This is a genomic window from Streptomyces sp. NBC_01446, assembly GCF_026340095.1.
Classification (GTDB): domain Bacteria; phylum Actinomycetota; class Actinomycetes; order Streptomycetales; family Streptomycetaceae; genus Streptomyces; species Streptomyces aureus.
In genome coordinates this window covers 4891020-4914771 of record NZ_JAPEPO010000001.1, presented here as the reverse complement: position 1 = coordinate 4914771, position 23752 = coordinate 4891020, and the positions used below count along the sequence as shown (strand labels likewise).

Genomic DNA, 23752 nt, shown 5'->3' with positions numbered 1-23752 from the left:
GGCCGCGCTGCGCGGGATCGGACGGGTCGGGGGTCGCGGGCCGGGTCAGGGCTTGACGGCGATGCGCCCCTCGTCCATGCGCAGGAGCAGCAGCCGCTCGCCGGTCTTCTCCAGGAACTCGTCGACGGCCTGCCGGGAGCCTTGCCAGTAGCCGTAGTCGTCGACGAGGAGGACGCCGCCGGGCACCAACCGGTCGTATAGATGGTCGAGTTCGTGCTTGGTGGAGGCGTACCAGTCGGTGTCGAGACGCAGGATCGAGATCTGCTCCGGGGCCTGCCCAGGGACGGTGTCCTCGACCTTGCCCTGCACGAAGTGGAGGCGGTTCTCGGGGTAAGGCACGGCCCGGAAGCCGGACTTGACGTCGTCGAGGGTGGCGACGGCCCAGATCGGGCGGTCCTTGCCCTGGGCGGCGAGCAGTTCCTCGGCGGACTTCCCGTCGCGCCTGAGGTCCTCCTCGGTGGGCGGCGTCATGCCCTCGTACGTGTCGAAGAGGTAGAGGTCGCGTCCCGTGTCGCCCTGCGCGACAAGGGCCTTGGCGCAGGCCTGCATCGAACCGCCACGCCACACACCGCACTCGACGATGTCGCCGGGGATGTCGTGCTTGACGATGTGGCGGGTGGCGAGGATGAAGGCGTTGAGCCGCTCCGGGGACGTCATCGTGTACGGCTTGACCGCGCGGATGATGTCCTTCGCCTCGTCGTCGTAGTCCTCGGGGAGGACCAGGCCCTTGGGTTTCGGCTTGGACGCCGGGGCCGGTGGCACCGACTCGAGCGCGCGGGCGGCCTGCCGGGGAGCGGGCACCGGTACGCGGGTCAGGTGGTAACCGGTGAGCTGCTTGATGACGCCATTCACGTCGCTTCGCCATGCCATGCACGGCACCTTACGTCCGTGATATTCCGCATGTCACTTTTCGTCAACCGCCGGAATTTTCCGACCATTTGATACGCCCGCGGGCCTCGGAATGGCCGACGGGCGACCGCACTGCTCCCGTCCGGCGAGCGGCGCGGGCAGCGGCACCCCGTCGACACCGCCGACACGGTTGGCCCACCAGCGCGTGGTCGAGCGCACGAACGCCATGGTCAGACGCGGGTACTTGGCCGGCTTGCGGAAGACGGCGACGGTGTCGCCCCAGTAGGCGTGCTTGGCGTCGATGCTGCCGTAGGCATGCCGGATGCCTTTCATCGGCGGGAAGTCGGTGTACACCTCCCGCAGTTCGAGACGCGTGTACGCGGCCAGGGCGCGCATCCCGTCCGGGTAGTAGCGCCAGCAGTCCTGCGCGTCGTGCACATGGCCGCGCGAGGGGGCGGTGATGAACGCCGTACCCTCCGGTTTGAGGACGCGGGCGATCTCCAGCATCGACGCCCAGAAGAACGGGATGTGCTCGAAGGCCTGGCCGGAGATGAGGAAGTCGGCGCTGTTCGAGCGGAGGGGGATGCGGTACGGCTTCGCCATCACCGCGTCCACGTTGCGCCCCTCCAGCACGTCGACGCCGACGTACTCGGTGTCGTACCCCTCCAGGAGCGACTTGTGTGTGCGCACCTGCCCGTCCGACACCCGCGCCCCGAGATCGACCACCCGCAGCCGCCGCCCGCGCGGCAGGTAGCTCCGGACACAGAGCTCCATCTGTTCGTACGCGGACTGGTGCACGACGGCCTCCATCAAGAGGGTTGGGGTGACTTGATGGCTTTTCAACGCGCATGTCCGCGCGGGGTCACCGTGTGAGGCGGCGCGGCGTGTGCCGGGACCACCACTTTCTGGCCGGTTCCTCGACGTACGTGAACAGCGCCCAGGAAAGCGCGATCACCGCGACAGCGAGTCCGCACAGCGCGAACACGGCGGAGTTGTCGGGCCGCATCCGGCCCCAGGTGTCCTGCACGTACCGGTTCAGCGTCTGATGCAGCAGATAGAACGCGTACGACCACGCGCCGAGCAGCACCATGGGGCGCGAACAGAGCGCTCCGCGGCGCCCGGACAGCTCGCGCTGGGCGTACGCGACGATGAAGAGCGCCGAGAACACGGCGACGAACGGCCTCACCGTCCACTCCAGTTGACCCACCGCGCCTGGCGAGGACCAGTCGGCCCGGTGGCAGTACACGGCCGTGTACGCGGCGAAGGAGGCGAGCAGTACGGCCGGGCGCAGGGCGATCCGGTGGCCGCGGCGCAGGGCGATCGCGCAGACGAGGCCGGCCGCGAACTCGGGCAGACGCGTCACCGGGTGGCGCATGACCCATTCGCGGGCGAAGGGCGAAAGGTGGTCGGCGGCCCACCAGTTGAGGGCCCACATGGCGGCGAGACCGGACGCCGCGAGGAGCGCGAGGGTGCGGGTGCGCAGGCGCAGGGCCGGGCCGATCACCCAGGGGAACAGGAGGTAGAAGAACACCTCGACGCTGAGCGTCCAGGCCACGCCGTTGCCCGGGAACATCGGCACGACGCCGGGGAACCAGGTCTGCACGAGCAGCAGCGACGTGACGAAGCTGAACGCGTCCGTGGGCACGCCACCCCAGAGGTAGAACACCCAGACGCACGGGATCGTGGCGGCAAGATGCGCGGGCCAGATGCGTCCGGCGCGACGCCAGTAGAAGAGACCGCGACGCGTGCCGGGGCGGTGCCCCCAGGCCAGCAGGAACCCGGACAGCACGAAGAAGAACCCGACGCCGTTGACGCCCATGGTCGAGTACGGGAACAGGACCGGCGCCTGAGCCAGGCCGCTGCCCGGGGCGAGCCCGGTGGTGTGGTGCACGAAGACGGCGAGCGCCGCCACGAAGCGCATCCCGGTGAGCGAATCGAGCCGCGGCGCCCGCGCCTCCGCGCTGCGGGACCGGGTGGGCGCGGGGAGAAGGGTGGCCGTCACAGGGCGGCTCCCTGACCCGGGGTGAGAGTGGCGCCGCAGCTGCCGGTGTGGTCCTGGTCCGCGATCAGGTGGTCGAGGCGCGGTGCGGCCCAGGCGCGTACGGCGGCGATGCGGGCCGGATCGTGGACGGCGTCGGCCCGGACGAAGTCACCGCCGTTCTGCTGCCGGTACAGCGGGACGTAGCCGGCGTCCGCCAGGCGGGCGACGGTCAGGCCCGGCTTGTTGACCCAGGCCCCGTGGACGTGCAGGAGTTCGGGGCGCTCGGCGCGCAGGACGTGGTCGCGCAGGGCCCGCATGTCGCCGGAGGCGTACGCGTCCGCGATGCGGCGGTCGGTCAGGCCCGCCAGGTCCAGTACCCGCAGCCGCGTGGTGAGCAGCGTGCCGCCGAGGTCGGGCAGGGCGACGGTGGCGTGCCGCAGGCCGAGGCGCTCTGCGTACGTGTTGAACACCTGGCCGTAGCGTTCGGCGACGAAACACATGGAGAGCGTCGGGTGGGCCTTGAACGAGGCTTCGCGTGCGGCCTGTCCGGTGTGCGCGAGGACGAGCGCGCCGGACAGCGCCATGACGAGGACGGCCCGGCCACGAACTCCCTCCGCCTCCCACAGCACTACGGCCGACAGCGCGGCGACAGCCGCCGCGAGAACCCACACCGGGGTCGCGAACCGGTACAGGGCCATCCAGTCCCGGCCGAGCACCCCGTACGCGAGCAGCGACAGGAGCAGCGGCACGAGCAGCGCCACCAGGGCACGGCGCGCCGTGCCGGGCCGGGCGAGCACGGCACCGGCGCACAGCGCGCCGATCAGCGCGAAGGCCCAGCCCGCGTACGTCAACAGAGCGCCCGTCTTGGCGAGTTGGGCGAGCTCGGGGGTCTGCTGCGCCTTGGCGACCGCGGTGTTGGGCACCCACAGCCCGAAGACGGCGTGCCGCCACAGCAGGAACGCGCCGTAGGGCACGGCGACGACACCGGCGTGCAGGGCCAGCGCGCGGACCGACCGGGCCAGGTCACGGCGCACGGAGAGGGCGAGGACGAGGGGGTAGGCGGCCATGAGTACGGCGCCGTCGGGCCGGGCCAGCGCGGCGAGCAGGGCGATCGCGCCGGCGGTCACGGCGGTGCGGGGGGCCGTGAGGCCACCCCGGGCGACCGCCCGCACCAGCACCGCTCCCGTCCCCGCCGCCGTCAGCCCGTACAGCGGGTTCTCCAGGCCGGAGAAGGACCAGGCCACGTAGGAGAGGTTCGTGGCGAGGGCGGCTCCCGCGAGGAGCGTCACCGCCCACGCGCGGCCGGGCACCACGGCGCGGGCCGCCCACGCGACGCACGCGAGCGTGCCGGCCGTGCACAGCAGGGCGAGTGCCTTCGGGTAGAGCACGAGGTCGCTGACGCCCAGGAACGCGCCGTGGTCGAAGAGGCCGAGCCTGCGCCCGACGGCCATCAGGGCGAGCCAGGCCGGGTTGGAGTAGCCCTCCACCGGTGACGCGCCGGGCAGTTGGACCGGGCCGAGGCCCTCGTCGATGCTGCGCGCGTACGCGAAGGTGACGGCGGCGTCGTCGACGATCCAGCGCCCGAGTCCGGCGGCCCTGACCGCGATCAGCGCAGTGGCGGCGAGGACTGCGGCGGGGTCGGCCCAACGGCGCAGGCGGGACGCGGGTCCGGCGGGCGAGGCGCGGGCGGCGGGCACGGACCGCGCCCGGTCGGGGCGGCGGCTGTCGAGGAGGGCGAGGAGCGTGGCGTTCATGGGGACTCCGGCGTCGGCTCGGTAGGTGTGGCGGTCGCCGCGGCAGGCCCCGCGCCGGCCGCGCAGGTGGGCGCGGGGCCGCCCACCCGCTCGTACAGGCGCAGCAGCCCGCTGCGGCGTCTCGATTCGGTGAGGGGGGTGAAGTCCCGTTCCAGGAGCGCGAGTTTGGCGAGTTCGACGGGATTGCGGGTGTGCCAGCCGGGGCGGCCCGCCTCCGCGTCGAAGAGGACCCAGACGCGGGTCAGGCACGCCATCCGGGCGCGGAGTTCGGCGGGGCTCGCGTCCACGCCGTACAGGGTTCCGGAGCGGGCGCCCGTCGACTTCAGCGCCACGTCACGCACGCCCGCCACCGCGCGCGGATACGTCTCCGTGAGGCGTCGGCCGGTCTTCGGCAGGTAGAGCAGCGCGTCGCCGGGCCGCAGATCCCGCTCCGCCATCCGCGCGACCGCCCCGAAGTCGTCCCTGCGGCTCTCGGGCGACCGCTCGCGCAGCTGCGCCGGGAACTGCGCCCAGAACGCCACCGCGACCAGGGCGGCCCCGGCGGTCACCTGGACGTACGCGGAGGGCCGCACCCGTTCCGGCAGGCGCCGCAGGACCGTGTCCGCGCCGGCCGCCACCAGCAGGGGCAGCCCGGCGAACGCGAAGAACGTGTAGCGCGGCGCGTACAGCGGCTGCCACTGCGACACGGTGAGCAGCACCGCGGGCGGCACGACGGCGAGCGGCAGCGCGACCGCGGCGAGCCCGCACGTCCCCCGGCGGACCGAGGGGGCGAGCACGGCGGCCGCGGCGAGCAGGAGCGTGGTGTTGAAGACGGCGCCGGGGTGCCCGGCGGCGAGCCGCAGCAGCGCCTCGGCGTCCCCCCAGCCCGGTCTGCGGATCCACGCCACCTGGAAGCTCTGCTCCCGCGCCTCGTCGGCGAGCGGCAGCACCAGCAGGACGGCGGCAGCGGCGGCGGCCGCCCAGCCCCGCCACAGCACGGGGGCCGCGCGCGACACGAGGAGGGTGACGGCGTGCGCGGCGAGGACGAGCACGGCGAACTCGTGGAGCCACGCGGTCACCGTCACGAGCGCGGCGTAACCGGCCCACGCGGGCCACGACGGATGCCGTACGCAGTGGACGAACATGAGCGTCGCCGCAGCCGCGCCCGCCGCGACGATCGCGTACGAGCGGCCCTCCTGCGCGTAGTAGACGGTGAACGGCGAGGCCGCGTACAGGAGTCCGGCCCACAGGCCGACGCGGGGCCGGGCGAGCCGGATGCCGAGCGCGGCGACGAGGCAGGCCGCCGCGGTCGCGCCGAGCACGGACGGCAGCCGCATCAGGTAGGCGTCCGTCTGCCCGCCGAGCACGAAGTGGATCAGCACGTAGTAGAGGCCGTGTACCGCGTCGATGTTGCCGAGGAGACGGTGGATCTGGGGCAGGGAGCGGGTGGCGACGAGTATCGTCGCGGCCTCGTCGCGCCAGATCGTGCCGCGGTCGAGCCCCCAGAGCCCGAGGCCCAGTATCACCACGCCCGGCAGCAGGACCGCGGTCACGGCGGGTGCAGCGGCGGGAAGGGCCCTGGGGGTGCGGCCGCGCGGACCGTCCGAAGAGATGCGCACGCGCCGATCCTGTCCCAATTGATCGGATTTGTGACGCAGCCTTGCCGTCAGGGGCGCATGGGGCGAACGGCGGCAACCAGCAATCACGGGCGCTTCGCGCGCACGGGCGGGGTGCTCGCACGGGTCAACGGGGGTTCCCCTGGGGAACGTTGACACCCCGGGAGCAGGACGAGCACCCCGCGAGCAGGGCGACTACTCGACGACGAGCTCGACGTCGATGTTGCCGCGGGTCGCGTTCGAGTACGGGCAGACCTGGTGGGCCTGCTCGACCAGCTTGCGACCGGTCTCGGCGTCGACCGTCTCCGGCAGCTCCACGCGCAGCGTCACCGCGAGCCCGAAGCCCTCGCCCTGCTTGCCGATGCCCACCTCGGCGGTCACCGCGGCGTCGCTGATGTCGACCTTCGCGGCGCGGCCGACCAGGCCGAGCGCGCTGGCGAAACAGGCGGAGTACCCGGCGGCGAAGAGCTGCTCGGGGTTGGTGCCCTGGCCGTTGCCGCCCATCTCCGTGGGGATGCCCAGCTGGAGGTCGAGGCGGCCGTCGGAGCTGACGGCGCGGCCGTCACGGCCGTGGGTGGCGGTGGCTACGGCGGTGTAGATCGCTTCCATGAAAAACATCCTCCTGAGATGGGGTCCGCGGTGACGCCCGCGGTGGAGTACGTGCTGCCCTGACGGACACAAGTAGAGCACGCAATTCAATTGCGGGCAACTGAATGACACACCAGAGGTCCCGGTTACCCTGGACCCATGACCACCGAGACGACCGAGACACCCGGCGACGAGGAATTCCTGCGACTCGACCGGCAGATCTGCTTCTCCCTGAACGCCGCGTCGCGCGCGTTCGGCGGCGTCTACCGCACACTCCTCAAGGACCTGGGCCTGACCTACCCCCAGTACCTGGTCATGCTGGTGCTCTGGGAGGACGGCGAGCTGCCTGTGAAGCGGCTCGGGGAGCGGCTGCGGCTGGACTCGGGCACGCTGTCCCCGCTGCTCAAGCGGCTGGAGGCGGCCGGTCTCGTCCAGCGGGAGCGCAGCGCGCGCGACGAGCGCTCGGTGAACGTCCGGCCGACCCCCGCGGGCACCGAGCTGCGGGAGCGCGCGGCGCTGGTGCCGCGCCGGATCGCGGCGGCCACGGGGTTCGACCTGGCGGAGATCGAGGACATGCGCGCCCGCCTCGACCGCCTGACGACGGCACTGGACGGGGCGGCGCTCGACGCGTGACCGGCCACCCGCGCCGGACGCGTGGCGCCCCCGCCCGGCAGAGCCGTTCCCCGTCCGACACGAAAGCCCCATTCGGCTGATTATCACCGCATATGCGGCCATACGCTCGTACGCTCGCGCAGGTGACGCTCGACACTCAGCCACCCACCGCCGCAGCACCCGTCCATATGACCTGGGTCCACCCCGGCCCCCTCGCGCGGGCGGCACTTCCGCTCACCTGGCTGGCCACCCGCGCCGCGATGCTCGCCCTGCTCCTCACGGACGAGCGCGCCCCGCTCGGCGTCGGAGGGGTCGCACGAGAGGTGCACACGCTGTACGCCGGCTGGTACGCCACCCTCGCCGGCGGCGCCTTCCCGGCCGGCGACCCGATGTGGCAGTACCCGCCGGGCGCGGGCCCCGTCCTCCTGGCGCCCGGTCTGATCTCCGGCCTCACCTACTTCCAGGCCTTCGTCGCGCTCACCCTCGCCACGGACGCCCTGGTCACGCTCGCCCTCGCCCGGACCGGCGCGCGGCCACGGCGCAGCACGGGAGGCGCCTGGCTGTGGGTGGCCGGGCTGCCGCTCCTGCTCCACGTCCCGCTGGCCCGCTACGACATCGAGGTCACCGCGCTCGCCGTGTTCGCGCTGCTGCTCATGGGGCGGTTCCCGCGCGCGGGCGGCGTCCTCGCGGCGTGCGGCGCGCTGGTGAAGGTGTGGCCCGCGCTCGCCCTGCTCGGCACACCCCGGGGACGTACGAGCCGGGAGGCGTGGACGGCGGCGCTCACGTCCGGCGCCGCGATCCTGCTGGTCCTCGCGGTCGCGTTCCGCTCACCGTTCTCGTTCCTGCGCCAGCAGGGCGAGCGGGGCGTGCAGATCGAGTCGCTGGGCGGCACGGTGCTGGCCTTCGCGCGGCGGGCGGGCTGGTCGGGGCACATCCGTTACCGGTTCGGGGCGATGGAGTACGTCGGCCCGCACGTCGGCGTGGTGGCCGCGGCCTCCCTGGTGCTCACCGCCGTCGCGGCGGCACTGCTGCTGTTCTGGCGGCTACGGGCACTGAACTGGAGCCCCGCGACGCCGTACGACGCCGCGCTCTGCGCCGTCCTGCTCTTCACCGTCACCAGCCGCGTGATCAGCCCGCAGTACCTGATCTGGCTGCTCGGACTCGCCGCCGTCTGCCTCACCTCGCGCCACACCACCCAGCGCCCCGTCGCCCTGCTCGTCGTGGCGGCGGCCGGCCTGAGCGCGCTCGCGTACCCGGTCCTGTACCGCGACGTCGAGGCGGCCACGTGGACGGGCTCGCTGCTGATGCTGGCGCGCAACGGCCTGCTCCTCGGAGGAGCCGTCGTCTCGTTCCGCTCCCTCTGGAAGGGAACCAAGGCGTAGGAATTTTACTTACCGGACAATTACCGCAAAGACCTAGGATTTCCTTCTGTGGAAGCCATGCAGTCCCAGCAGCCCTCGCAACAGCGCTCACAGGTCTCGGTCGTCGTCATCGGCTACAACGACGCCGCACAGGTCACCGACGCCGTACGCTCCGCCCTCTCCCAGGGCCCCGCCGTCCGTGAGGTGATCGCCGTCGACGACTGTTCGACGGACAGCAGCGGCGAGCTCCTCCAGCGCACGGCGGACGAAGAGCCACGCCTGAAGGTGGTGCGCCGCGCCACGAACAGCGGCGGCTGCGGCACCCCGCGCAACGACGGCATCGACAGAGCCTCGGCCCCGTACGTCATGTTCCTGGACAGCGACGACGTGCTGCCGCCCGGCGCCGTCGACGCCCTGCTCGGCGCGGCGCTCACCCACCGCGCCGAGGTCGCCGCCGGCCTCTGCGTGCGCCGCGAGCTCCCCTCGGGCCGCGACATCCCGTGGCAGCCCGAGCTGTACGCCGAGGCCGCCGTGATCCCCCACCCGGAGCGCCGCCCCCGCCTCGTCCACGACACGCTCTGCGTCAACAAGCTCTACCGCGCGGACTTCCTGCGCGAGCACGGGATCCGCTTCCCCGGCGGCCACTTCCTCTACGAGGACTTCGTCTTCACCGCGCGCGTGCTCGCCGCCGCACCGCGCATCGCGCTCGTCCCCGACACGGTCTACATCTGGAACGTGCGCCGCGACGCCGGCCGCCTGTCGCTCTCCCTCGACCGGGCCGGACTCGACAACTGGACCGCCCGCATCGAGGCGCACCGCCAGTCCGTCGACATCCTCCTGACCGCCTCGCACAAGCGCCTCGCACGCGCGGCCCGCACCCGGTTCCTCGACCACAGCCTGCGCATGTACGCCCGCGAGCTCGACCTGCGCAGCCCCGAGTACCGCGCCGAGTGGTGGGACCGCACCCGCGCCTACCTCGCCACGTTCGACACGGCCGACATCGACGCGGCGCCCGCCCCCGGCCGTGTCGTCGCCCGCGTGATCCTCGCCTCCGACCACCCGCGCGACCTGCCCCGTCTCAAGGAGGTCGCGGCCCGCCCCGCCCGCCTGCGCCCGCCCTACGCACGCGCCGCAGACGGCACACCCATCTGGTCCGACGACCTCCCCCAGGTGACCCTTGAGCACCTCCTCGTACGCCCTATGGACCTGCTCCCCATCGCCATAGAGGCGGAACTGCGGCCACGCGCGCGTGGCTCACGGCTGCGGCTGCGCCTGCACGACCTGTACGGGCGCGTCGCCGAGGCGGGCCCCGCCACCGTCGACATCGAGGTCGTCGACCGCCTGCGCCACCGCCCCGCCAGACGCCGCACAGTGACCTTCGTGCCCGGGTCCGACGCCGGGACCTGGGAGGCCGAGGCGTCCCTCGACCTGTCGGCGCTCGCCACCGGCACCTGGGACCTGCGCCTCCACGTGAACTTCGCCGACGGCACCAGCCGCGACGCCAGCGCCCACGCCGCCACCGGCCCCGGCCTCCTGCGCCGCACCGCCCTGCCGAGCCTGAGCCACGGCATGCTGCTCGCCCATCCGTACGCGACCCACTCCGGCGCCCTCGCCGTACGCCTCGCGCCCGGCGTACGCGGAGCCCTGGCGGTGGCACGCGGCCGCCTCAACCGCCTGGTTCACTAGAACGCCGACCGCACGCGCACGACGAGACACGACACGACCGAGGGGACCCTGAACCGACATGACCTGGCTGATCACCGGCGGTGCCGGATACATCGGGGCGCACGTCGTCCGCGCCATGCAGGAGGCGGGCGAGCGGACCGTGGTCTACGACGACCTGTCCACCGGCATCGCCGCGCGCGTCCCGGACGGCGTACCCCTGGTCGTCGCCTCGACCCTGGACGCCGACGCCGTGGCGCGCACCATCGCCGAGCACGGCATCACCGGCGTCGTCCACCTCGCCGCGAAGAAGCAGGTCGCCGAGTCGGTGGAGCTGCCGCTGCACTACTACCGCGAGAACGTCGAGGGCCTGCGCGTCCTCCTGGAGGCGGTCACCGCGAGCGGCGTCCCGTCGTTCGTCTTCTCCTCGTCCGCCGCCGTGTACGGCATGCCCGACGTCGACCTCGTCACCGAGGACACCCCGTGCCTGCCGATGAGCCCCTACGGCGAGACGAAACTCGCCGGCGAGTGGCTGGTCCGCGCGACGGGCCGGGCCCACCGCCTGGCCACGGCCTCCCTGCGCTACTTCAACGTGGCGGGCGCGGCCACCCCCGAACTGGCCGACACCGGCGTCTTCAACCTCGTGCCGATGGTCTTCGAGAAGCTCACCGACGGCGAGGCCCCACGGATCTTCGGCGCGGACTACCCGACACCCGACGGGACCTGCGTACGCGACTACATCCACGTCGTCGATCTCGCCGAGGCCCACGTGGCCGCCGCCCGCCGCCTCTCCGCCGCCGCCCCCGGCACGGACCTCACCCTCAACATCGGCCGCGGCGAAGGCGTCTCGGTCCTGGAGATGGTCGAGCTGATCAACGCGACGACCGGCCACGGCACCGACCCCGTCGTCACCCCGCGCCGCCCCGGCGACCCGGCCCGCGTCGTCGCCTCCGCGGACCGCATCGCGACGGAGCTCGGCTGGACGGCGAAGCGCGACGTACGCGACATGGTCGAGTCGGCATGGCAGGGCTGGGTCCGGGTCCACGGGACCGCCGTGAGGTGAGTCCCCCGTTCAAAAACCGCTGTCCGATGGCCGGAGCTCGGTGATAAAGAGTCAGCGTGACAACGACACTTGAGTTCGCCGACCTCCGCAGCTGACCGACGAACGTTCGCCGCGGTCGCCTCCGCGCCCAGCCTCGACGTGCACGTGCCGACCTGCCCCGACTGGACGCTGTCCGATCTGGTCCAGCACCTGGGCGAGCGGCGCCACTTCTGGGCCGCCACCGTCGCCGCGGGGCCTGCCGACGCTCCCCCGGCCGAGACGGGCGCCCAGGTTGCGCCCCGGGACCGCGAGACCATGCTTGCCCGGCTGGCCGAGTCCACGGAGCAATTGCTGGGCGCGCTGCGGGCGTCCGGCCCGGATCGCGGTTGCTGGACGTGGTGGGGTGCGTCGCAGTCGCCGCAGGCGTCCGGTGCCGTCGCCCGGCACCAGCTCCAGGAGATCGCGATGCACACCTACGACGCCCAGCTCACCGTGGGCGCCCCGCAGCCACTGCCGGACGAGGTGGCACTCGACGGTGTCGACGAGTTCCTGTCCACCTGCTGCGCGACGACGAGCCCCTGGCCGCACAAGCCCGCTGCCGTCGACTTCCACACCACCGAGGGCCGCTCCTGGCGCCTCTCGCTCTCCGCCGACGGCGCACGGGCTACGGGTCTCCCCGCACCCGCCACCGCGGCCGACGCCTCCGCCCGGGGCACGGCCGGTGAGCTGGTCCTGGGCCTGTACGGCCGAAGCCCGTTGGACTCCCTGAAGCCTGACGGCGACCGAGGGCTCGTCGACCTGCTCCAGGAGCCGGAGGAGTAGGCCGCGACGAAGCGCCCGCCGCCGGCCGCTGACCACGTTCGACGTCCAGGCACCCCTGAGCTCCCCGACGCAGTCCGGCTCGCGGGCGCAGGCGGCGACTTGGCCCCAGCACACATCACCGGCTCCGGATCACTTCATCCGCTCCCCCGGCGTGGCCTCGATCTGCCAATCCCCAGGCGAGGGCCTCGCCACCCCCAAGGCGGGACGGGCCTCACCCGGCCGAAGCCCGCCGATGCCGGGGACCATTGGCAGATCTGCGCCATGACGACCCCACCGGCCAAGACCCACCACGGCCGGCCGACTCCCCGGCGAAGGCGACGTCATGGGCAGCCGGAGAGGCCAGGACCTCACCCCTCCCGCCGCTGCCTCGCACCCCCGCCCCCACCTCCTGTCGCTTCCCGCCCCCTCCCCCACCTTCCCCTTACCGCCGCTTCCCTTTCCCGCGGCCCGACCGGGCGCGCTCAGTCCACGGCCCCCGCCCCCGCACCACCCGCAGTTCCTCGAACAACAGCTGCGCATCCCGGACCCCGTACGCACGTCAATCGGGGAAAGCCCGCCCCCACCAGTCCGCAGACAAGCGGAAAACTGATGGAGGCTCCCGCAACCACCCACCCACACCAGCCACGCAATCCGCTTTTGATCAGTTCACCCGGGGCACGGACAACTCCGCCCACGTCGTCTTCCTCGGCGCCGGGCCGGGCGTCACGCCCCAGCGCGCCGCCAGCGCCTCCACCAGTTGCAGGCCCCGTCCGGTCTCTTCCTCGCCGCCGGGATGACGCAACTGCGGGACCCGCTCCCCGCGCGTATCCGTGACCTCGATTCGGATCACCCCGTGAGTCGCCAGGAGCGTGAACCGGAAGTCCCGGCCGGGCACCCGCCCATGCGTCACGGCATTCGCCGCCAGCTCCGCCACGACGTGCGCTGCCGCTTCGAACGGGAGTCCCCAGGCGCGGAGTTGCTCCGTCGTGAGCAGTCTGGCCAGGCGCGCTCCGCGTGGCGTGGCCGAGAGCAGCACGGTGAACTGGCGTGCGGTTGCGTGGAGTTGAGTTTCTGCTTCCATGTCACTCAGCGTGTCGGAGTGCAGACGCCATGAGCAGTCATGACTCCGGTGCGTACGGGGACTGTCCAGCCGTTGTCCAGTTCTGTCTCGGCTGTCCCCGATGCCGTGCGGGTACGTGTGGGCGTTGGAGGTGGGTGGGCATGGATGAGCCGGGTTGGGACGTGGATCCCGAGGACGGAATCGCCTCGGCGGTGGAAGTCGTCGGGCAGCAGCTGAGGTTTCTGAGGGAGGCAGCCGGGTTTCACGTCCCTGAATTCGCCGAGCGAATCGGGTACGGGGAGGACCTCGTCCGGAAGATCGAGCGGGGAGCGCGCATTCCTCGGCCGGAGTACCTGGACAAGGTGGACGAGCTCCTCCGCACGGGCGGGCTCGTGACGGCGATGAAACCGAGCATGAGGCGTGCGCGGTACCCGAGAAAGGTCCGTGAACTGGCGGACCTTGAAGCGCGAGCCGTCGAGCTGTCCCACTACAGCAACCACAACGTGCATGGCCTTCTGCAGACAGAGGGGCACATGCGAACGCTGTTCGGCGGATGGCTGCCCGCGTATTCGTCGGACGACCTGGAACGCGTGGTCTCGGCCCGACTGGCCCGACGGGTCGTCTTCGACCGCGATCCAGCCCCGGCGATCAGCTTTATCCAGGAGGAAGCGACGCTCCGGCGTCCGGTCGGAGGCACAATGGTGTGGCGTCGGCAGCTCGAACGGCTGCTGGAAATCGGGCAGTTGCGGAACGTCGCACTTCAAGTCCTGCCGACCAGCTGTGAGGAACATCCCGGAACAGGCGGGCTGATCGAGGTGCTGAAGTTCCCGGACGGCAGCGCGGTGGGGCGCTCCGACGGCGCGTTCAACGGCCGTCCGGTCTCGGACCCCAAGCAGCTCAGGGTGCTTGAGCTGCGCTATGGCATGATCCGGGCCCAGGCTCTGACGCCGAGGGAGTCGCGGGGCCTCATCGAGCAAATGCTGGGAGAACCATGATCCGCAAAGCCACGGCAGTGAACGTTTCCGGCCTGCGCTGGTTCAAGAGCAGCTACAGCAGCAGCGGTGACGGTAACGACTGCATCGAAGTAGCCCCCACCCCCACCACCATCCACATCCGCGACTCCAAGAACCCCGACGGCCCCCGCCTCACCGCCACCCCCACCACCTGGGCCGCCTTCATCACCTACGCAGCCCAGCGCTAGCTACAGCTACAGCTACAGCTACAGCTACAGCGCCTTCAACCCCGCCGCCGTAGCCGACGCCAGTTTCCCCAGGTACCCCTTGGGCAGCGGCGTCCGCACCACCACGGCGCGCCAGTACAGCGGGCCCGAGATCAGGTCGAGGGCGAGGTCCTCGTCGAGGTCCGCCCTGACCTCCCCGCGTGCGGCGGCGCTGCGCACGATGCCGTTCGCCACCCCGTACTGGCCTTCGCGCAGCGCCTTCTGCATGGCCTCCGCGATTTCCGGGTTGCGCGCCGCCTCGGCCTGGAGGTCGGGGATGATCTGGCCCGCGACCGGGTGCCTGAGGGCCCGGGACGTGACCTCGTAGAGGAGGCGCAGGTCGCCCTCCAGAGAACCCGTGTCCGGGGCCGGCAGGCCCTGTACCGCTATGGCGGAGACCAGGTCGAGGACCAGGTGCAGTTTGGAGCGCCAGCGGCGGTAGACGGCGGTTTTGCCGACGCCCGCGCGGCGCGCGATCCCCTCGATGGACATACGGGCGTAGCCCACGGCGGCGAGTTCTTCGAAGACGGCGGAGCGGATGGCTTCCGTCACATCCTCGCGGAGCACTGCCGCGCCTGCGGGGGCTCTTCGACGTGGCGTCGGCTTGGCGGAGTCGGCGTTGGTCATCCGTACAGCATAGGGCGGCACGACGAAACGGTTGCGTTCCGACGTAGCGACGCCCTACGCTCACGTCACGACGATACGGACCCGTTCCGACGTCTCCGACCCCTTGAGCGAAAGCAGCGGATGTGAGTCAGGCAGTCGACACACCTCCCCCGCCGGCGGCCACCGCGCCGGTGGAAGATCCCGCGGAGCTGGCCGCGCGGTACGGCCTCTCGGTCAGCGGCGCGCGGCCGACCCTCGCGGAGTACGTGGGGCAGCTCTGGCAGCGGCGCCACTTCATCACCGCGTTCGCGACGGCCAAGCTCACGGCGCAGTACAGCCAGGCGAAGCTGGGCCAGGTGTGGCAGGTGGCGACCCCGCTCCTGAACGCGGCGGTCTACTACTTCATCTTCGGCGTCCTGATGGGCACGAAGCACAACGTGCCGGACTATGTGCCGTTCCTGGTCACCGGCGTGTTCGTGTGGACGTTCACGCAGAGCTCGATCATGGCGGGCACGCGCGCGATCTCCGGCAACCTCGGTCTCGTACGGGCGCTGCACTTCCCGCGCGCCGCGCTGCCGGTGTCGTTCGCGCTCCAGCAGCTCCAGCAGCTGTTGTTCTCGATGTGCGCGCTGGTGGTGATCCTGCTCTGCTTCGGCGTTCCGCCGGCCCTCTCCTGGTTCCTGGTCCTGCCGGTTCTGCTGCTCCAGTTCGTCTTCAACACCGGCGTGGCCCTCGTCATGGCGAGAATGGGCGCGAGGACGCCGGACATCGCGCAGCTGATGCCGTTCCTGCTGCGTACGTGGATGTACACGTCCGGCGTGATGTGGAGCATCGACAAGGTCCTCAAGAACCAGCACCTGCCGCACGTCGTACACGTGCTGCTGGCCGCGAACCCGGCCGCCGTCTACATCGACCTGATGCGCTTCGCCCTGATCGACAGCTTCCACCGCGGTCAGCTGCCGCCCCATGTGTGGGCGATCGCGGCCGGGTGGGCGCTGGTCGCGGGCGTCGGCGGGTTCATCTACTTCTGGAAGGCAGAGGAGACGTACGGCCGTGGCTGACACCTCTGGGGAGCGGATCCCCACCGTCATCGTCGACAACGTCGACATCGTCTACCGCGTGAACGGCACCGGGGCGGGCCGCGGCACCGCGACCGCCGCGCTCGGCCGCATCATCGGCGGCCGGAAGAAGGCCGAGGCCCGGGCCGGCGTGCGCAAGGTGCACGCGGTGAAGAAGGTCTCGTTCACCGCGTACAAGGGCGAGGCGATCGGCCTGATCGGCACGAACGGGTCGGGCAAGTCGACGCTGCTCAAGGCGGTCGCGGGGCTGCTGCCGACGGAGAACGGCCGGATCTTCACACATGGCCAGCCGTCGCTGCTCGGCGTGAACGCGGCGCTGATGAACGACCTCACGGGCGAGCGCAACGTCCATCTCGGCGGCCTCGCCATGGGCATGAGCCGCGAGGAGGTCCGCGAGCGTTACGAAGACATCGTCGGCTTCTCCGGCATCAACGAGAAGGGCGACTTCATCACGCTGCCCATGCGGACGTACTCCTCGGGCATGGCCGCCCGGCTCCGGTTCTCCATCGCCGCCGCCAAGGACCATGACGTGCTGCTGATCGACGAGGCCCTGGCCACCGGCGACCGGTCCTTCCAGAAGCGCTCGGAGTCCCGGATCCGCGAACTGCGCAAGGAGGCCGGCTCGGTCTTCCTCGTCAGCCACAACAACAAGTCGATCCGCGACACCTGCGACCGGGTCCTGTGGCTGGAGCGCGGCGAGCTGCGCATGGACGGGCCGACGGACGAGGTCCTCAAGGCGTACGAGGCGTTCACCAATCCGGACGGCGGCGGGACGGAACCCAAGAAGGCCAGGGTCGCCGTTTCCGCCTGAGGCTGATTCGGGACCCGCTCCCCTTATCCCTTTTATCCGATTGGTGACACTATGATGCGCCAGGAGAAGAAGGGACGGCGACCGTGCAGGAACTCAGCGTCATCGTGTACGGCCGGGACGTGCAGGGGCACCTCGCCGACTGTCTGGACAGCGTGACCGGCCAGCTGCCCGAGGGGGCGGAGCTTGTCGTCGCCGCCGTGGACGATCCGGCGCCGACCGCCGACGTGCCGGGCCGCGTCACCGTTCTGGCCCTGCCCCGCGCGATCTCCGACGAGGAGGCCCGAGCGGCCGGCGGCGAGCGGGCCTCGGGCGAGTGGCTGCTGTTCGTGCACGCGAAGGACCGGGTGCCCCCCGGCGCGCTGCGGGCCCTGCGGGACCGGGTCGCGGGCCTCCCGGACGGCGCCGAGCGCGTGGATGTCGTACTCGCCGACCAGGTCCGCTCGACCTGGCACGCCGCCGGCGCCCCGGGCCCCGACGCCCGTCTGCTGGCCAGGGCGGGCGACCGCGATCTGACCCTCGCGGACTGCCCCGACCTCCTGCGGGTCACGCCGCTGCTCGGCAACCGCGCCCTGCGCGCCGCGTTCTGGCGGGACCACCGCGACCGACTGGCCGCCACCGACGAGCGCTTCGCGGCGCGCGCCGCCCTCGTCCTCGCCGGCCGCGTCGCCGCTCTGCAGCAGGTGGTGCTCGACGAGCGCAGGCTGCGCGCCGCGAGCCTGCCGCCGCTCACCCCGGAGGAGTACTACGCGCCCGTCGGCGAGTACGAGGACCTCCAGCGGCTGATGGCCGACCGCGGCACGCCGACCGGTCCCCGCGCGGTGCTGTACGACGTGATGGCGACCGAGTGCATGCGGATCGTGGCCCGCGCCGGGATGCCGGAGCCGGTGGGCCGCGAGTTCTTCCGCCGGGCCTCCCGCGCGGCCGTCGCGTGGCGGCCGGAGGGCTACCGCAGGCCCGCGGGGCTCGAAGGCATCCGGCGCCGGCTGCTCGAAGAGGACGCGTACGCCCGTTACCGCGCCTTCCAGAGCGTCAACCACAAGCGGCGCGGTCTGAAGTCCGCGGTCAGGCAGCGCAAGCGGCGGATCGGCGCGAAGGTCCGCGACCACCGCTACCGGCGGGAACTGCGCCGGCCCGTGGACCCGGACCTGGCGGTGTTCTCCGCGTACTGGGACCGGGGGATGGCCTGCAATCCGGCCGCGATCGCCGCGAAGGCCGCCGAACTCGCCCCGCGCATCCACCAGGTGTGGGTCGTCTCGGCGGCCCACGCGCCGCTCCTGCCGCCCGGCACCGACCACGTCGTGCCCGGCTCCCGCCGCTACTGGGAGGTGATGGCCCGCGCCAAGTACCTCGTCAACAACGTCAACTTCCCCAACGCCGTGGTCAAACGCCCCGAAGCCGTCCACGTCATGACCCACCACGGCACGCCCCTCAAGCGCATGGGCCTCGACCAGATGGAGTACCCGACCGCGTCCAAGGGCCTCAACTTCCGCCAGCTCCTGGCCCGCGTCGACAAGTGGGACTACAGCGTCACGTCGAACAGCCACTCCACCCGGATGTGGGAGCGCGCCTATCCCGCGCACTACGTCCCGCTGGAGTACGGCTATCCGCGCAACGACGTCTTCTACCGCGCGACGGCCGCCGACATCCGGGCTGTTCGCGACCGCCTCGGCATCGCGCCGGGCCGGCGGGCCGTCCTGTACGCGCCCACCCACCGCGACTACGAGGCCTCCTGGACCCCGCGCCTCGACCTGGCCACGCTCGCCGACCGCCTGGGCGACGGCACCGTCCTCCTCGTGCGCGGCCACTACTTCTACGGCGGGGCGGCCTCACCGCTCGCGGAGCTGCGCCGTAGCGGCCGGGTCATCGACGTGTCCACGTACGACCCGGTCGAGGACCTCTGCCTCGCCGCGGACGCCCTGGTCACGGACTACTCGTCGATCATGTTCGACTACGCCAATCTGGACCGCCCGATCGTGGTCTACGCGGACGACTGGGAGATGTACGCGAAGACCCGCGGGGTCTACTTCGACCTGATCGCCGAGGCGCCCGGGCCCGTCGCCCGTACACAGGACGAGCTGACGGAGGTCCTCGCGGCGGGCGCGTGGCGCGACGAGGCGTCGGGGAAGGCGCGGGCCGCGTTCCGGCGCCGGTTCTGCGAGTTCGACGACGGCCACGCCGCCGAGCGGGTCGTGCGCCGGGTCTTCCTCGGCGAGAGCGACGCGTCGCTGCCCCCGGTGATCCTCGTCGACGAGCGCATCCCCGCGCCCACCCCCGAGGAGGCAGCCCGCCGATGACCACGCCCACGAGGACGATCACCCCCGACGTCACGGTCACCGTCATCGTCTACAACGACGCCGGGCGGCTGCCGCGCGCCGTCGCCTCGGTCCTGGACCAGACGCACGGCAACATCGAGGTCGTCATCAGCGACGACCACTCGACGGACGCCACCCCCGAGGTGGCGCGCCGCCTCGCCGCCTCGGACCCGCGGGTGCGCTACCTGCGTCTGCCGGAGAACAGCGGCGGGTGCAGCGCGCCCCGCAACCGCGCGCTCGACATCGCCCGCGCCCCGTATCTGATGTTCCTCGACAGCGACGACGAACTCCCCGGGGAATCAGTGGAGTTGCTGCTCGCGGCGCACCGCGAGCGGGAGATCGACTTCGCGATGGGCGCGGTCGAGCGGGTACGCGTCGACACGGGCCGCACGTCGACGTGGATGCCGCACCTGGTCGCGGAGCGCCGCACGGTCGACGGGATCGACGCCGAACCCGGCCTGTTCTTCGAGCACTTGTCGACGAGCAAGATGTACAAGCGGGAGTTCCTCGATCGCCACGAGCTGCGTTTCCCCGAGGGCATCCACTACGAGGACCAGCTGTTCTCGGCGCAGGCGTACTGCCTCGCGAAGTCCTTCACCGTCATCCCCGAGCCGGTCTACCGCTGGTACATCGCGCCGTTCGTCGCCGCGGACGACGCGTCGATCTCCAACCAGCGGCACAAGCTGAGCAACGTCCGCGACCGCGTCCACGTGCAGGAGCTCATCGACGAGTTCCTCGCGGCGGGCGGCCACGCGGGGGTGCGCGAGGACAAGGACTACAAGTTCCTCAAGCACGACTTCCGGATGTACGCGGGCGACCTGCCCTTCCGGGACGACGCGTGGCTGGCCGGGTTCGCCGAGATCGTGAACCCGTATCTGGCGACGCTGTCCCCTGGCGCGTACGCCCGGCTGCCGCGCCCGGAGCGGGTCGTCCTGCAACTGGTGCGCGACGGGCGCCTCGCCGATGCCCGGCTCGCCGCGCGCGGGCTCGGTCACGCGGTGGCCCCGCGCGAGACGGCCACGGACGCGTCCGGCGCCGTGTACTGGGGGTCGGTGGTCCCGGAGTCGGACACTGCGCGTACGGAACTCGATCTGTCCGACCAGGAGTTGTACGCGCGCCCGTTCCCCGGCGCCCAGTTCCGCCACGAGATCACGGCCATCGAGCGCGGCCCCGGTGCCACCGTCGACCTGTCGGTGCGCACGTACGACCCAGGTCTGCGCCTCGCTGTCGGGCCGCACGTCGCCTCGCTGGTCGTGTCGCCGGGGCGTCGCCGTATGACGACACCGCTGCGGCTCGACCCGGTGCGGCCGGGCGTCTTCGAGGGGCGGGTACGGGTCGATCTGGCGGCGGCCCCCCTCCCGGTGCACGGCTTCGACGGCGTACGGCATCCGATGCTCCAGCTCCAGGAACGAAGCCTGCGCAACACGGCGGTCCTGCTGGCGCCGCTGGACTTCCCCACGTTCACCGCCCGCGTCGGCTACCGCTCCGGGGCGGCCCCGCACCAGGTGACGCTGGAGCCGGAGGGGCGGGGCGCGGGGCGCCTCCAGATCCGCTGGCACCCCGCGGGGCTCACGGCCCGGGTGACGCACCCGGTGGCGCACAGGCTGGCCACGGTGTCGGACGGGCGGGTACGGAACGCGGTACGCCTGGTGAAGAGCGCGCTGCGTTAGCCCGGGTCGCCGACGACCTCGTAGAGGGTCTGACCTCCCGGGCCCGTCGTGACCTTGTGCAGTGCCGGGTCGGTCGCGGCGAGGCCGGCGTCGCCGCGGTGGCTCACGATCCACCGCACCTCGTAGCGGCGCAGGACGTCGAGGCGTTCGGCACGCGTGGCGCCGGGCGCGAAGTAGGAGTCCACGGCGCGGGTGCGGGCCGTCTCGTCGGGCAGGAAAAAGTCCGGGTAGCCGGGGGCGACGGTGTAGGCCCCGTACGCGGGGATCTGCCGCGCCGGGAACATCGTGGCGAGGACCACGTCCCCGTACTTCGCCCAGGGCGTCACCCACTGGTAGCCGCGCCACGGCGGGTTGTAGCGGTCGGCGACCGGCGGGGGCAGGGCGTCGCGCGGCAGGACGTAGCCGAGGGTGCCCGACTGGGTCCACGCGCCCACGAGGAGCGCCGCGCCGAGCACCGCGGCGAACGCCGTACGCACCGCCCTGCGCCCCGCCCCGAACACCTCTAGGCCCGCCGCGGCCTGCGCGGGGATCACGGCGGCCGGCAGGACCCGGCCCCACGAGTAGTGGCCGCTCACCCCGCCTGCCACGAACATCAGCGCCCCGAGCGCGAAGAAGACCACCAGCGGATCACGGCGGTCCCTGCGCAGGCGCAGGGCGAGGGCGAACACGCCGGGCAGCAGGAGCCAGTACCGGCCGAGCAGGTTCCCGTACAGGGCCCGGTGGATCTCCTCCAGGCCCTGCGCGTGGAACAGCGAGAAGAACGAGTAGTACGGCCACGCGGCGAGCACGACCGCACCGACGGCGAGCCCGGCCGCGAGCCGTGTCCACACCGCGCGTACCGGCCAGGGCCGCGCCCCGGCCACCATCGCCAGCGCGCCGAACGACGCGACGACGCCCGAGAACTGATGGCTCAGCAGGATCACGGACCAGAGCAGGCCGAGGCCGAGGAACACGGGCAGGCCCGAGCCGCGCGCGAGCGCCCCGCGCAGCAGCGCCCAGAAGTGGAAGGACACGCCGAGCGCGAACGTGCTGGGGTAGGAGACGGTCAGGGCAAGGGAGTTGAGGCCGAGGAACCCGCTCCAGTTGAACAGGCTCGTGCCCCACAGGAGGAGCAGGCACAGGAGGACGAGCACGCTGACCGCCGTGCGCCGGGTGCGGCCCATGGACGCGTCGGTGAAGGTGCCGGTGAACCGCCATACGCCGGTCACGAGCAGCGTCAGCGAGATCAGTGCGGCGATGCGCAGGACGGTGAAGGTGCCGAGGCCGGTGAGGTCGGCGAGGGCGCCGAGGAACACCGTCCACGGCGAGTAGTACGGGCTCGGCGTCTTCTCGTCGACCAGCGGGTTGCCCGGGTCGAGGAGATCGTGGCGCAGGCGCTCGACGGTGGCCGCGTGGATGCCCAGGTCGCCCGCCCATGGGAGCCGAACGGCGACTGCCACGAGCAGGGCGAGGAGCAGCAGGAGGACCAGCGGGGCGGCGGCCCTGAGGGCCGCGTTACTCGCGGCGCGCATCGTGCTGGAAGACCCACGTCCGGTAGACGAGGAAGCGGAACGCCGAGGCCAGGACGATGGACAGCGCCTTGGCGACGTTCGACGCGAGCGGTCCGGTCATCGAGGCGCCCTGGTATCCGGCGTAGAACAGGACGCTCTCCATGAGGACGCCGAGCGCGCTGAAGCCGAAGAACAGCGCGATCTGGCGGCGGGTGCGGGAGGCGCGGTCCCGGTAGGCGAAGAAGCGGAAGCCCAGGTAGTTGGTGCCCATGGCGACGCAGCTGGCCAGGACCGTCGCCGTCATCGGTGCCCGGCCGATGCCGTGCAGCAGGAGGTTGAAGACGAGGAAGTTGACGGCGACTCCGCTCCCGCCGACGACGCCGAACTTGGCGACCTCCATGGACAGGCGGCGCACGCGAACCAGGACGGGTGCGGCAACGGGCGGCGCCTCGCGCACCGCGGTCGGGACCGTCATCGGCGCGCCCTCGCCCGCAGCTTCCACGGCATGGTGACCGATTCGAGCTGCACCATCAGGTTCATCTTGGACTCGCCGATCGTGCGGTCCTCGAAGTGGATGGGGACCTCCATGACGCCGAAGCCGCGGCGCACGGCGCGGTACTTCATCTCGACCTGGAAGCTGTAGCCCGCGCTGTCCACGGACGCCAGGTCGATGGCGCGCAGGGCGTCCTCGCGCCACAGGTTGAAGCCGCCGGTGATGTCGCGGACGCGGGTGCCGAGGATGGTGCCCGCGTAGGCGTTGGCCCAGCGGGACAGGAGCCTGCGGTGCGCGCCCCACGCGTCGGAGAGCGTGCCGCCCTGGACGTAGCGGCTGCCGATGGTGACGGCGGCGCCGGTGGAGAGGGCGGTGCCGAGGAGCGCGGGGACCTTGTCGACGGGGTGGCTGCCGTCGGCGTCCATCTGGAGGACGTAGCGCGCCCCGTCGGCGACGGCCCGTGCCATGCCGTCCGCGTAGGCCCGGCCGAGGCCCTCCTTCCCGGCTCGGTGCAGGACGCTCATCCGGTCGCGCCCGTGCCGTTCGGCGTGCCGCTCGGCGATGTCGCCGGTGCCGTCGGGGCTGGAGTCGTCGACGACGAGAAGGCGCAGGCCCGGGAGCGGGAGCGCCATGAGGGCGTCGGCCATGCCGGGCAGGTTGCCCGCCTCGTTGTACGTCGGCATGACGACGGTGAGGGGGGTGCGGGCCCAGTCGTCGGGCAGCGGTTTCGCGGCGGCCGGTGTGGCCGAGATGTCGGGAGAGTTCTT

At 72.0% G+C, this 23752-nt stretch carries 22 protein-coding genes; 11 read left to right on the top strand and 11 right to left on the bottom strand.

Translation table 11 applies throughout. The features are described 5' to 3' along the window. Window positions 1-45: 45 nt before the first annotated feature. From OG456_RS22060 to OG456_RS22035, 6 genes are all read right to left on the bottom strand, one after another. Window positions 46-870, bottom strand: coding sequence for a TylF/MycF/NovP-related O-methyltransferase (locus tag OG456_RS22060; RefSeq protein ID WP_266563602.1), 825 nt, complete (start codon window positions 868-870; stop codon window positions 46-48). Between the two features lie 33 nt (window positions 871-903). Next, window positions 904-1647, bottom strand: a complete 744-nt coding sequence (locus OG456_RS22055) for a methyltransferase domain-containing protein (RefSeq protein ID WP_266563600.1) — start codon at window positions 1645-1647, stop codon at window positions 904-906. Between the two features lie 64 nt (window positions 1648-1711). After that, window positions 1712-2851 (bottom strand): acyltransferase, encoded by a 1140-nt coding sequence (locus OG456_RS22050; RefSeq protein ID WP_266563598.1) that lies wholly within the window; start codon window positions 2849-2851, stop codon window positions 1712-1714. Next, window positions 2848-4584 carry a hypothetical protein gene (locus OG456_RS22045; protein ID WP_266563596.1) on the bottom strand — a complete coding sequence of 579 codons (1737 nt, stop codon included), beginning with the start codon at window positions 4582-4584 and terminating at the stop codon, window positions 2848-2850. The genes OG456_RS22050 and OG456_RS22045 overlap by 4 nt, the downstream gene beginning before the upstream one ends. Continuing rightward, on the bottom strand, window positions 4581-6182 hold the full coding sequence (locus OG456_RS22040; RefSeq protein WP_266563594.1) for a glycosyltransferase family 39 protein: 1602 nt from the start codon (window positions 6180-6182) through the stop codon (window positions 4581-4583). Before OG456_RS22040 ends, OG456_RS22045 begins: the two co-directional genes overlap by 4 nt. Window positions 6183-6374: 192 nt before the next feature. Continuing rightward, on the bottom strand, window positions 6375-6788 hold the full coding sequence (locus OG456_RS22035) for an organic hydroperoxide resistance protein (protein ID WP_116512677.1): 414 nt from the start codon (window positions 6786-6788) through the stop codon (window positions 6375-6377). A 138-nt stretch (window positions 6789-6926) separates the two neighbouring features. Between OG456_RS22035 and OG456_RS22030 the strand changes: the two genes are divergently transcribed. The 5 genes from OG456_RS22030 (at window position 6927) to OG456_RS22010 (ending at window position 12266) form a co-directional block, all read left to right on the top strand. Continuing rightward, entirely contained in the window at window positions 6927-7400 is a 474-nt protein-coding gene (locus tag OG456_RS22030) for a MarR family winged helix-turn-helix transcriptional regulator (RefSeq protein WP_266563590.1), read from the top strand. A 167-nt stretch (window positions 7401-7567) separates the two neighbouring features. Further along, complete coding sequence (locus OG456_RS22025) at window positions 7568-8761, top strand: glycosyltransferase family 87 protein (protein WP_266569378.1); 1194 nt, start codon at window positions 7568-7570, stop codon at window positions 8759-8761. Between the two features lie 57 nt (window positions 8762-8818). Further along, window positions 8819-10426 carry a glycosyltransferase family 2 protein gene (locus tag OG456_RS22020; protein WP_266569377.1) on the top strand — a complete coding sequence of 536 codons (1608 nt, stop codon included), beginning with the start codon at window positions 8819-8821 and terminating at the stop codon, window positions 10424-10426. 58 nt (window positions 10427-10484) lie between these two features. Then, on the top strand, window positions 10485-11465 hold the full coding sequence (gene galE / locus OG456_RS22015; protein WP_266563583.1) for a UDP-glucose 4-epimerase GalE: 981 nt from the start codon (window positions 10485-10487) through the stop codon (window positions 11463-11465). A gap of 69 nt (window positions 11466-11534) precedes the next feature. After that, window positions 11535-12266 (top strand): maleylpyruvate isomerase family mycothiol-dependent enzyme, encoded by a 732-nt coding sequence (locus tag OG456_RS22010; RefSeq protein ID WP_266563581.1) that lies wholly within the window; start codon window positions 11535-11537, stop codon window positions 12264-12266. A 640-nt stretch (window positions 12267-12906) separates the two neighbouring features. Here the strand turns inward: OG456_RS22010 and OG456_RS22005 are convergent. Continuing rightward, window positions 12907-13326, bottom strand: coding sequence for an ATP-binding protein (locus OG456_RS22005; protein ID WP_266563579.1), 420 nt, complete (start codon window positions 13324-13326; stop codon window positions 12907-12909). 140 nt (window positions 13327-13466) lie between these two features. Between OG456_RS22005 and OG456_RS22000 the strand changes: the two genes are divergently transcribed. Continuing rightward, window positions 13467-14300, top strand: coding sequence for a helix-turn-helix transcriptional regulator (locus OG456_RS22000; RefSeq protein WP_266563577.1), 834 nt, complete (start codon window positions 13467-13469; stop codon window positions 14298-14300). Beyond that, complete coding sequence (locus OG456_RS21995; RefSeq protein ID WP_266563575.1) at window positions 14297-14506, top strand: DUF397 domain-containing protein; 210 nt, start codon at window positions 14297-14299, stop codon at window positions 14504-14506. The genes OG456_RS22000 and OG456_RS21995 overlap by 4 nt, the downstream gene beginning before the upstream one ends. A gap of 24 nt (window positions 14507-14530) precedes the next feature. Here the strand turns inward: OG456_RS21995 and OG456_RS21990 are convergent, their stop codons facing one another. Beyond that, window positions 14531-15151 (bottom strand): TetR/AcrR family transcriptional regulator, encoded by a 621-nt coding sequence (locus tag OG456_RS21990; protein ID WP_266563573.1) that lies wholly within the window; start codon window positions 15149-15151, stop codon window positions 14531-14533. Window positions 15152-15273: 122 nt separating this feature from the next. Here OG456_RS21990 and OG456_RS21985 point away from each other — a divergent pair, with 122 nt between their 5' ends. From OG456_RS21985 to OG456_RS21970, 4 genes are all read left to right on the top strand, one after another. Then, complete coding sequence (locus OG456_RS21985) at window positions 15274-16191, top strand: ABC transporter permease (protein ID WP_266563571.1); 918 nt, start codon at window positions 15274-15276, stop codon at window positions 16189-16191. Continuing rightward, on the top strand, window positions 16184-17020 hold the full coding sequence (locus tag OG456_RS21980) for an ABC transporter ATP-binding protein (protein ID WP_266563569.1): 837 nt from the start codon (window positions 16184-16186) through the stop codon (window positions 17018-17020). Before OG456_RS21985 ends, OG456_RS21980 begins: the two co-directional genes overlap by 8 nt. An 83-nt stretch (window positions 17021-17103) precedes the next feature. Further along, window positions 17104-19314: a CDP-glycerol:glycerophosphate glycerophosphotransferase gene (locus OG456_RS21975; protein ID WP_266563567.1), complete on the top strand. Its 2211-nt coding sequence runs from the start codon at window positions 17104-17106 to the stop codon at window positions 19312-19314. Continuing rightward, window positions 19311-21002: a glycosyltransferase family 2 protein gene (locus OG456_RS21970; protein WP_266563565.1), complete on the top strand. Its 1692-nt coding sequence runs from the start codon at window positions 19311-19313 to the stop codon at window positions 21000-21002. The genes OG456_RS21975 and OG456_RS21970 overlap by 4 nt, the downstream gene beginning before the upstream one ends. Here the strand turns inward: OG456_RS21970 and OG456_RS21965 are convergent. The 3 genes from OG456_RS21965 to OG456_RS21955 are packed head-to-tail and all read right to left on the bottom strand — an operon-like array spanning window position 20999 to window position 23668. Beyond that, on the bottom strand, window positions 20999-22513 hold the full coding sequence (locus tag OG456_RS21965; protein ID WP_266563563.1) for a hypothetical protein: 1515 nt from the start codon (window positions 22511-22513) through the stop codon (window positions 20999-21001). The genes OG456_RS21970 and OG456_RS21965 overlap by 4 nt on opposite strands. Beyond that, the gene (locus OG456_RS21960) at window positions 22497-22967 is read right to left on the bottom strand and encodes a GtrA family protein (protein ID WP_266563561.1); all 471 of its coding nucleotides are present in this window, start codon (window positions 22965-22967) and stop codon (window positions 22497-22499) included. Before OG456_RS21960 ends, OG456_RS21965 begins: the two co-directional genes overlap by 17 nt. Then, window positions 22964-23668, bottom strand: a complete 705-nt coding sequence (locus tag OG456_RS21955) for a polyprenol monophosphomannose synthase (protein WP_266569376.1) — start codon at window positions 23666-23668, stop codon at window positions 22964-22966. The genes OG456_RS21960 and OG456_RS21955 overlap by 4 nt, the downstream gene beginning before the upstream one ends. Between the last annotated feature and the right edge of the window lie 84 nt (window positions 23669-23752).

Bases quoted from the DNA above. Each gene is read 5' to 3' on its own strand.
- OG456_RS22030 (WP_266563590.1), top strand. From the start codon at position 6,927: ATGACCACCGAGACGACCGAGACACCCGGCGACGAGGAATTCCTGCGA.
- OG456_RS21995 (WP_266563575.1), top strand. From the start codon at position 14,297: ATGATCCGCAAAGCCACGGCAGTGAACGTTTCCGGCCTGCGCTGGTTC.
- OG456_RS21965 (WP_266563563.1), bottom strand. From the start codon at position 22,513: ATGCGCGCCGCGAGTAACGCGGCCCTCAGGGCCGCCGCCCCGCTGGTC.
- OG456_RS22000 (WP_266563577.1), top strand. From the start codon at position 13,467: ATGGATGAGCCGGGTTGGGACGTGGATCCCGAGGACGGAATCGCCTCG.
- galE (WP_266563583.1), top strand. From the start codon at position 10,485: ATGACCTGGCTGATCACCGGCGGTGCCGGATACATCGGGGCGCACGTC.
- OG456_RS21970 (WP_266563565.1), top strand. From the start codon at position 19,311: ATGACCACGCCCACGAGGACGATCACCCCCGACGTCACGGTCACCGTC.
- OG456_RS22020 (WP_266569377.1), top strand. From the start codon at position 8,819: ATGCAGTCCCAGCAGCCCTCGCAACAGCGCTCACAGGTCTCGGTCGTC.
- OG456_RS22060 (WP_266563602.1), bottom strand. From the start codon at position 870: ATGGCATGGCGAAGCGACGTGAATGGCGTCATCAAGCAGCTCACCGGT.
- OG456_RS21955 (WP_266569376.1), bottom strand. From the start codon at position 23,668: ATGCCGACGTACAACGAGGCGGGCAACCTGCCCGGCATGGCCGACGCC.
- OG456_RS21960 (WP_266563561.1), bottom strand. From the start codon at position 22,967: ATGACGGTCCCGACCGCGGTGCGCGAGGCGCCGCCCGTTGCCGCACCC.
- OG456_RS22025 (WP_266569378.1), top strand. From the start codon at position 7,568: ATGACCTGGGTCCACCCCGGCCCCCTCGCGCGGGCGGCACTTCCGCTC.
- OG456_RS22005 (WP_266563579.1), bottom strand. From the start codon at position 13,326: ATGGAAGCAGAAACTCAACTCCACGCAACCGCACGCCAGTTCACCGTG.
- OG456_RS22045 (WP_266563596.1), bottom strand. From the start codon at position 4,584: ATGAACGCCACGCTCCTCGCCCTCCTCGACAGCCGCCGCCCCGACCGG.
- OG456_RS22035 (WP_116512677.1), bottom strand. From the start codon at position 6,788: ATGGAAGCGATCTACACCGCCGTAGCCACCGCCACCCACGGCCGTGAC.
- OG456_RS21990 (WP_266563573.1), bottom strand. From the start codon at position 15,151: ATGACCAACGCCGACTCCGCCAAGCCGACGCCACGTCGAAGAGCCCCC.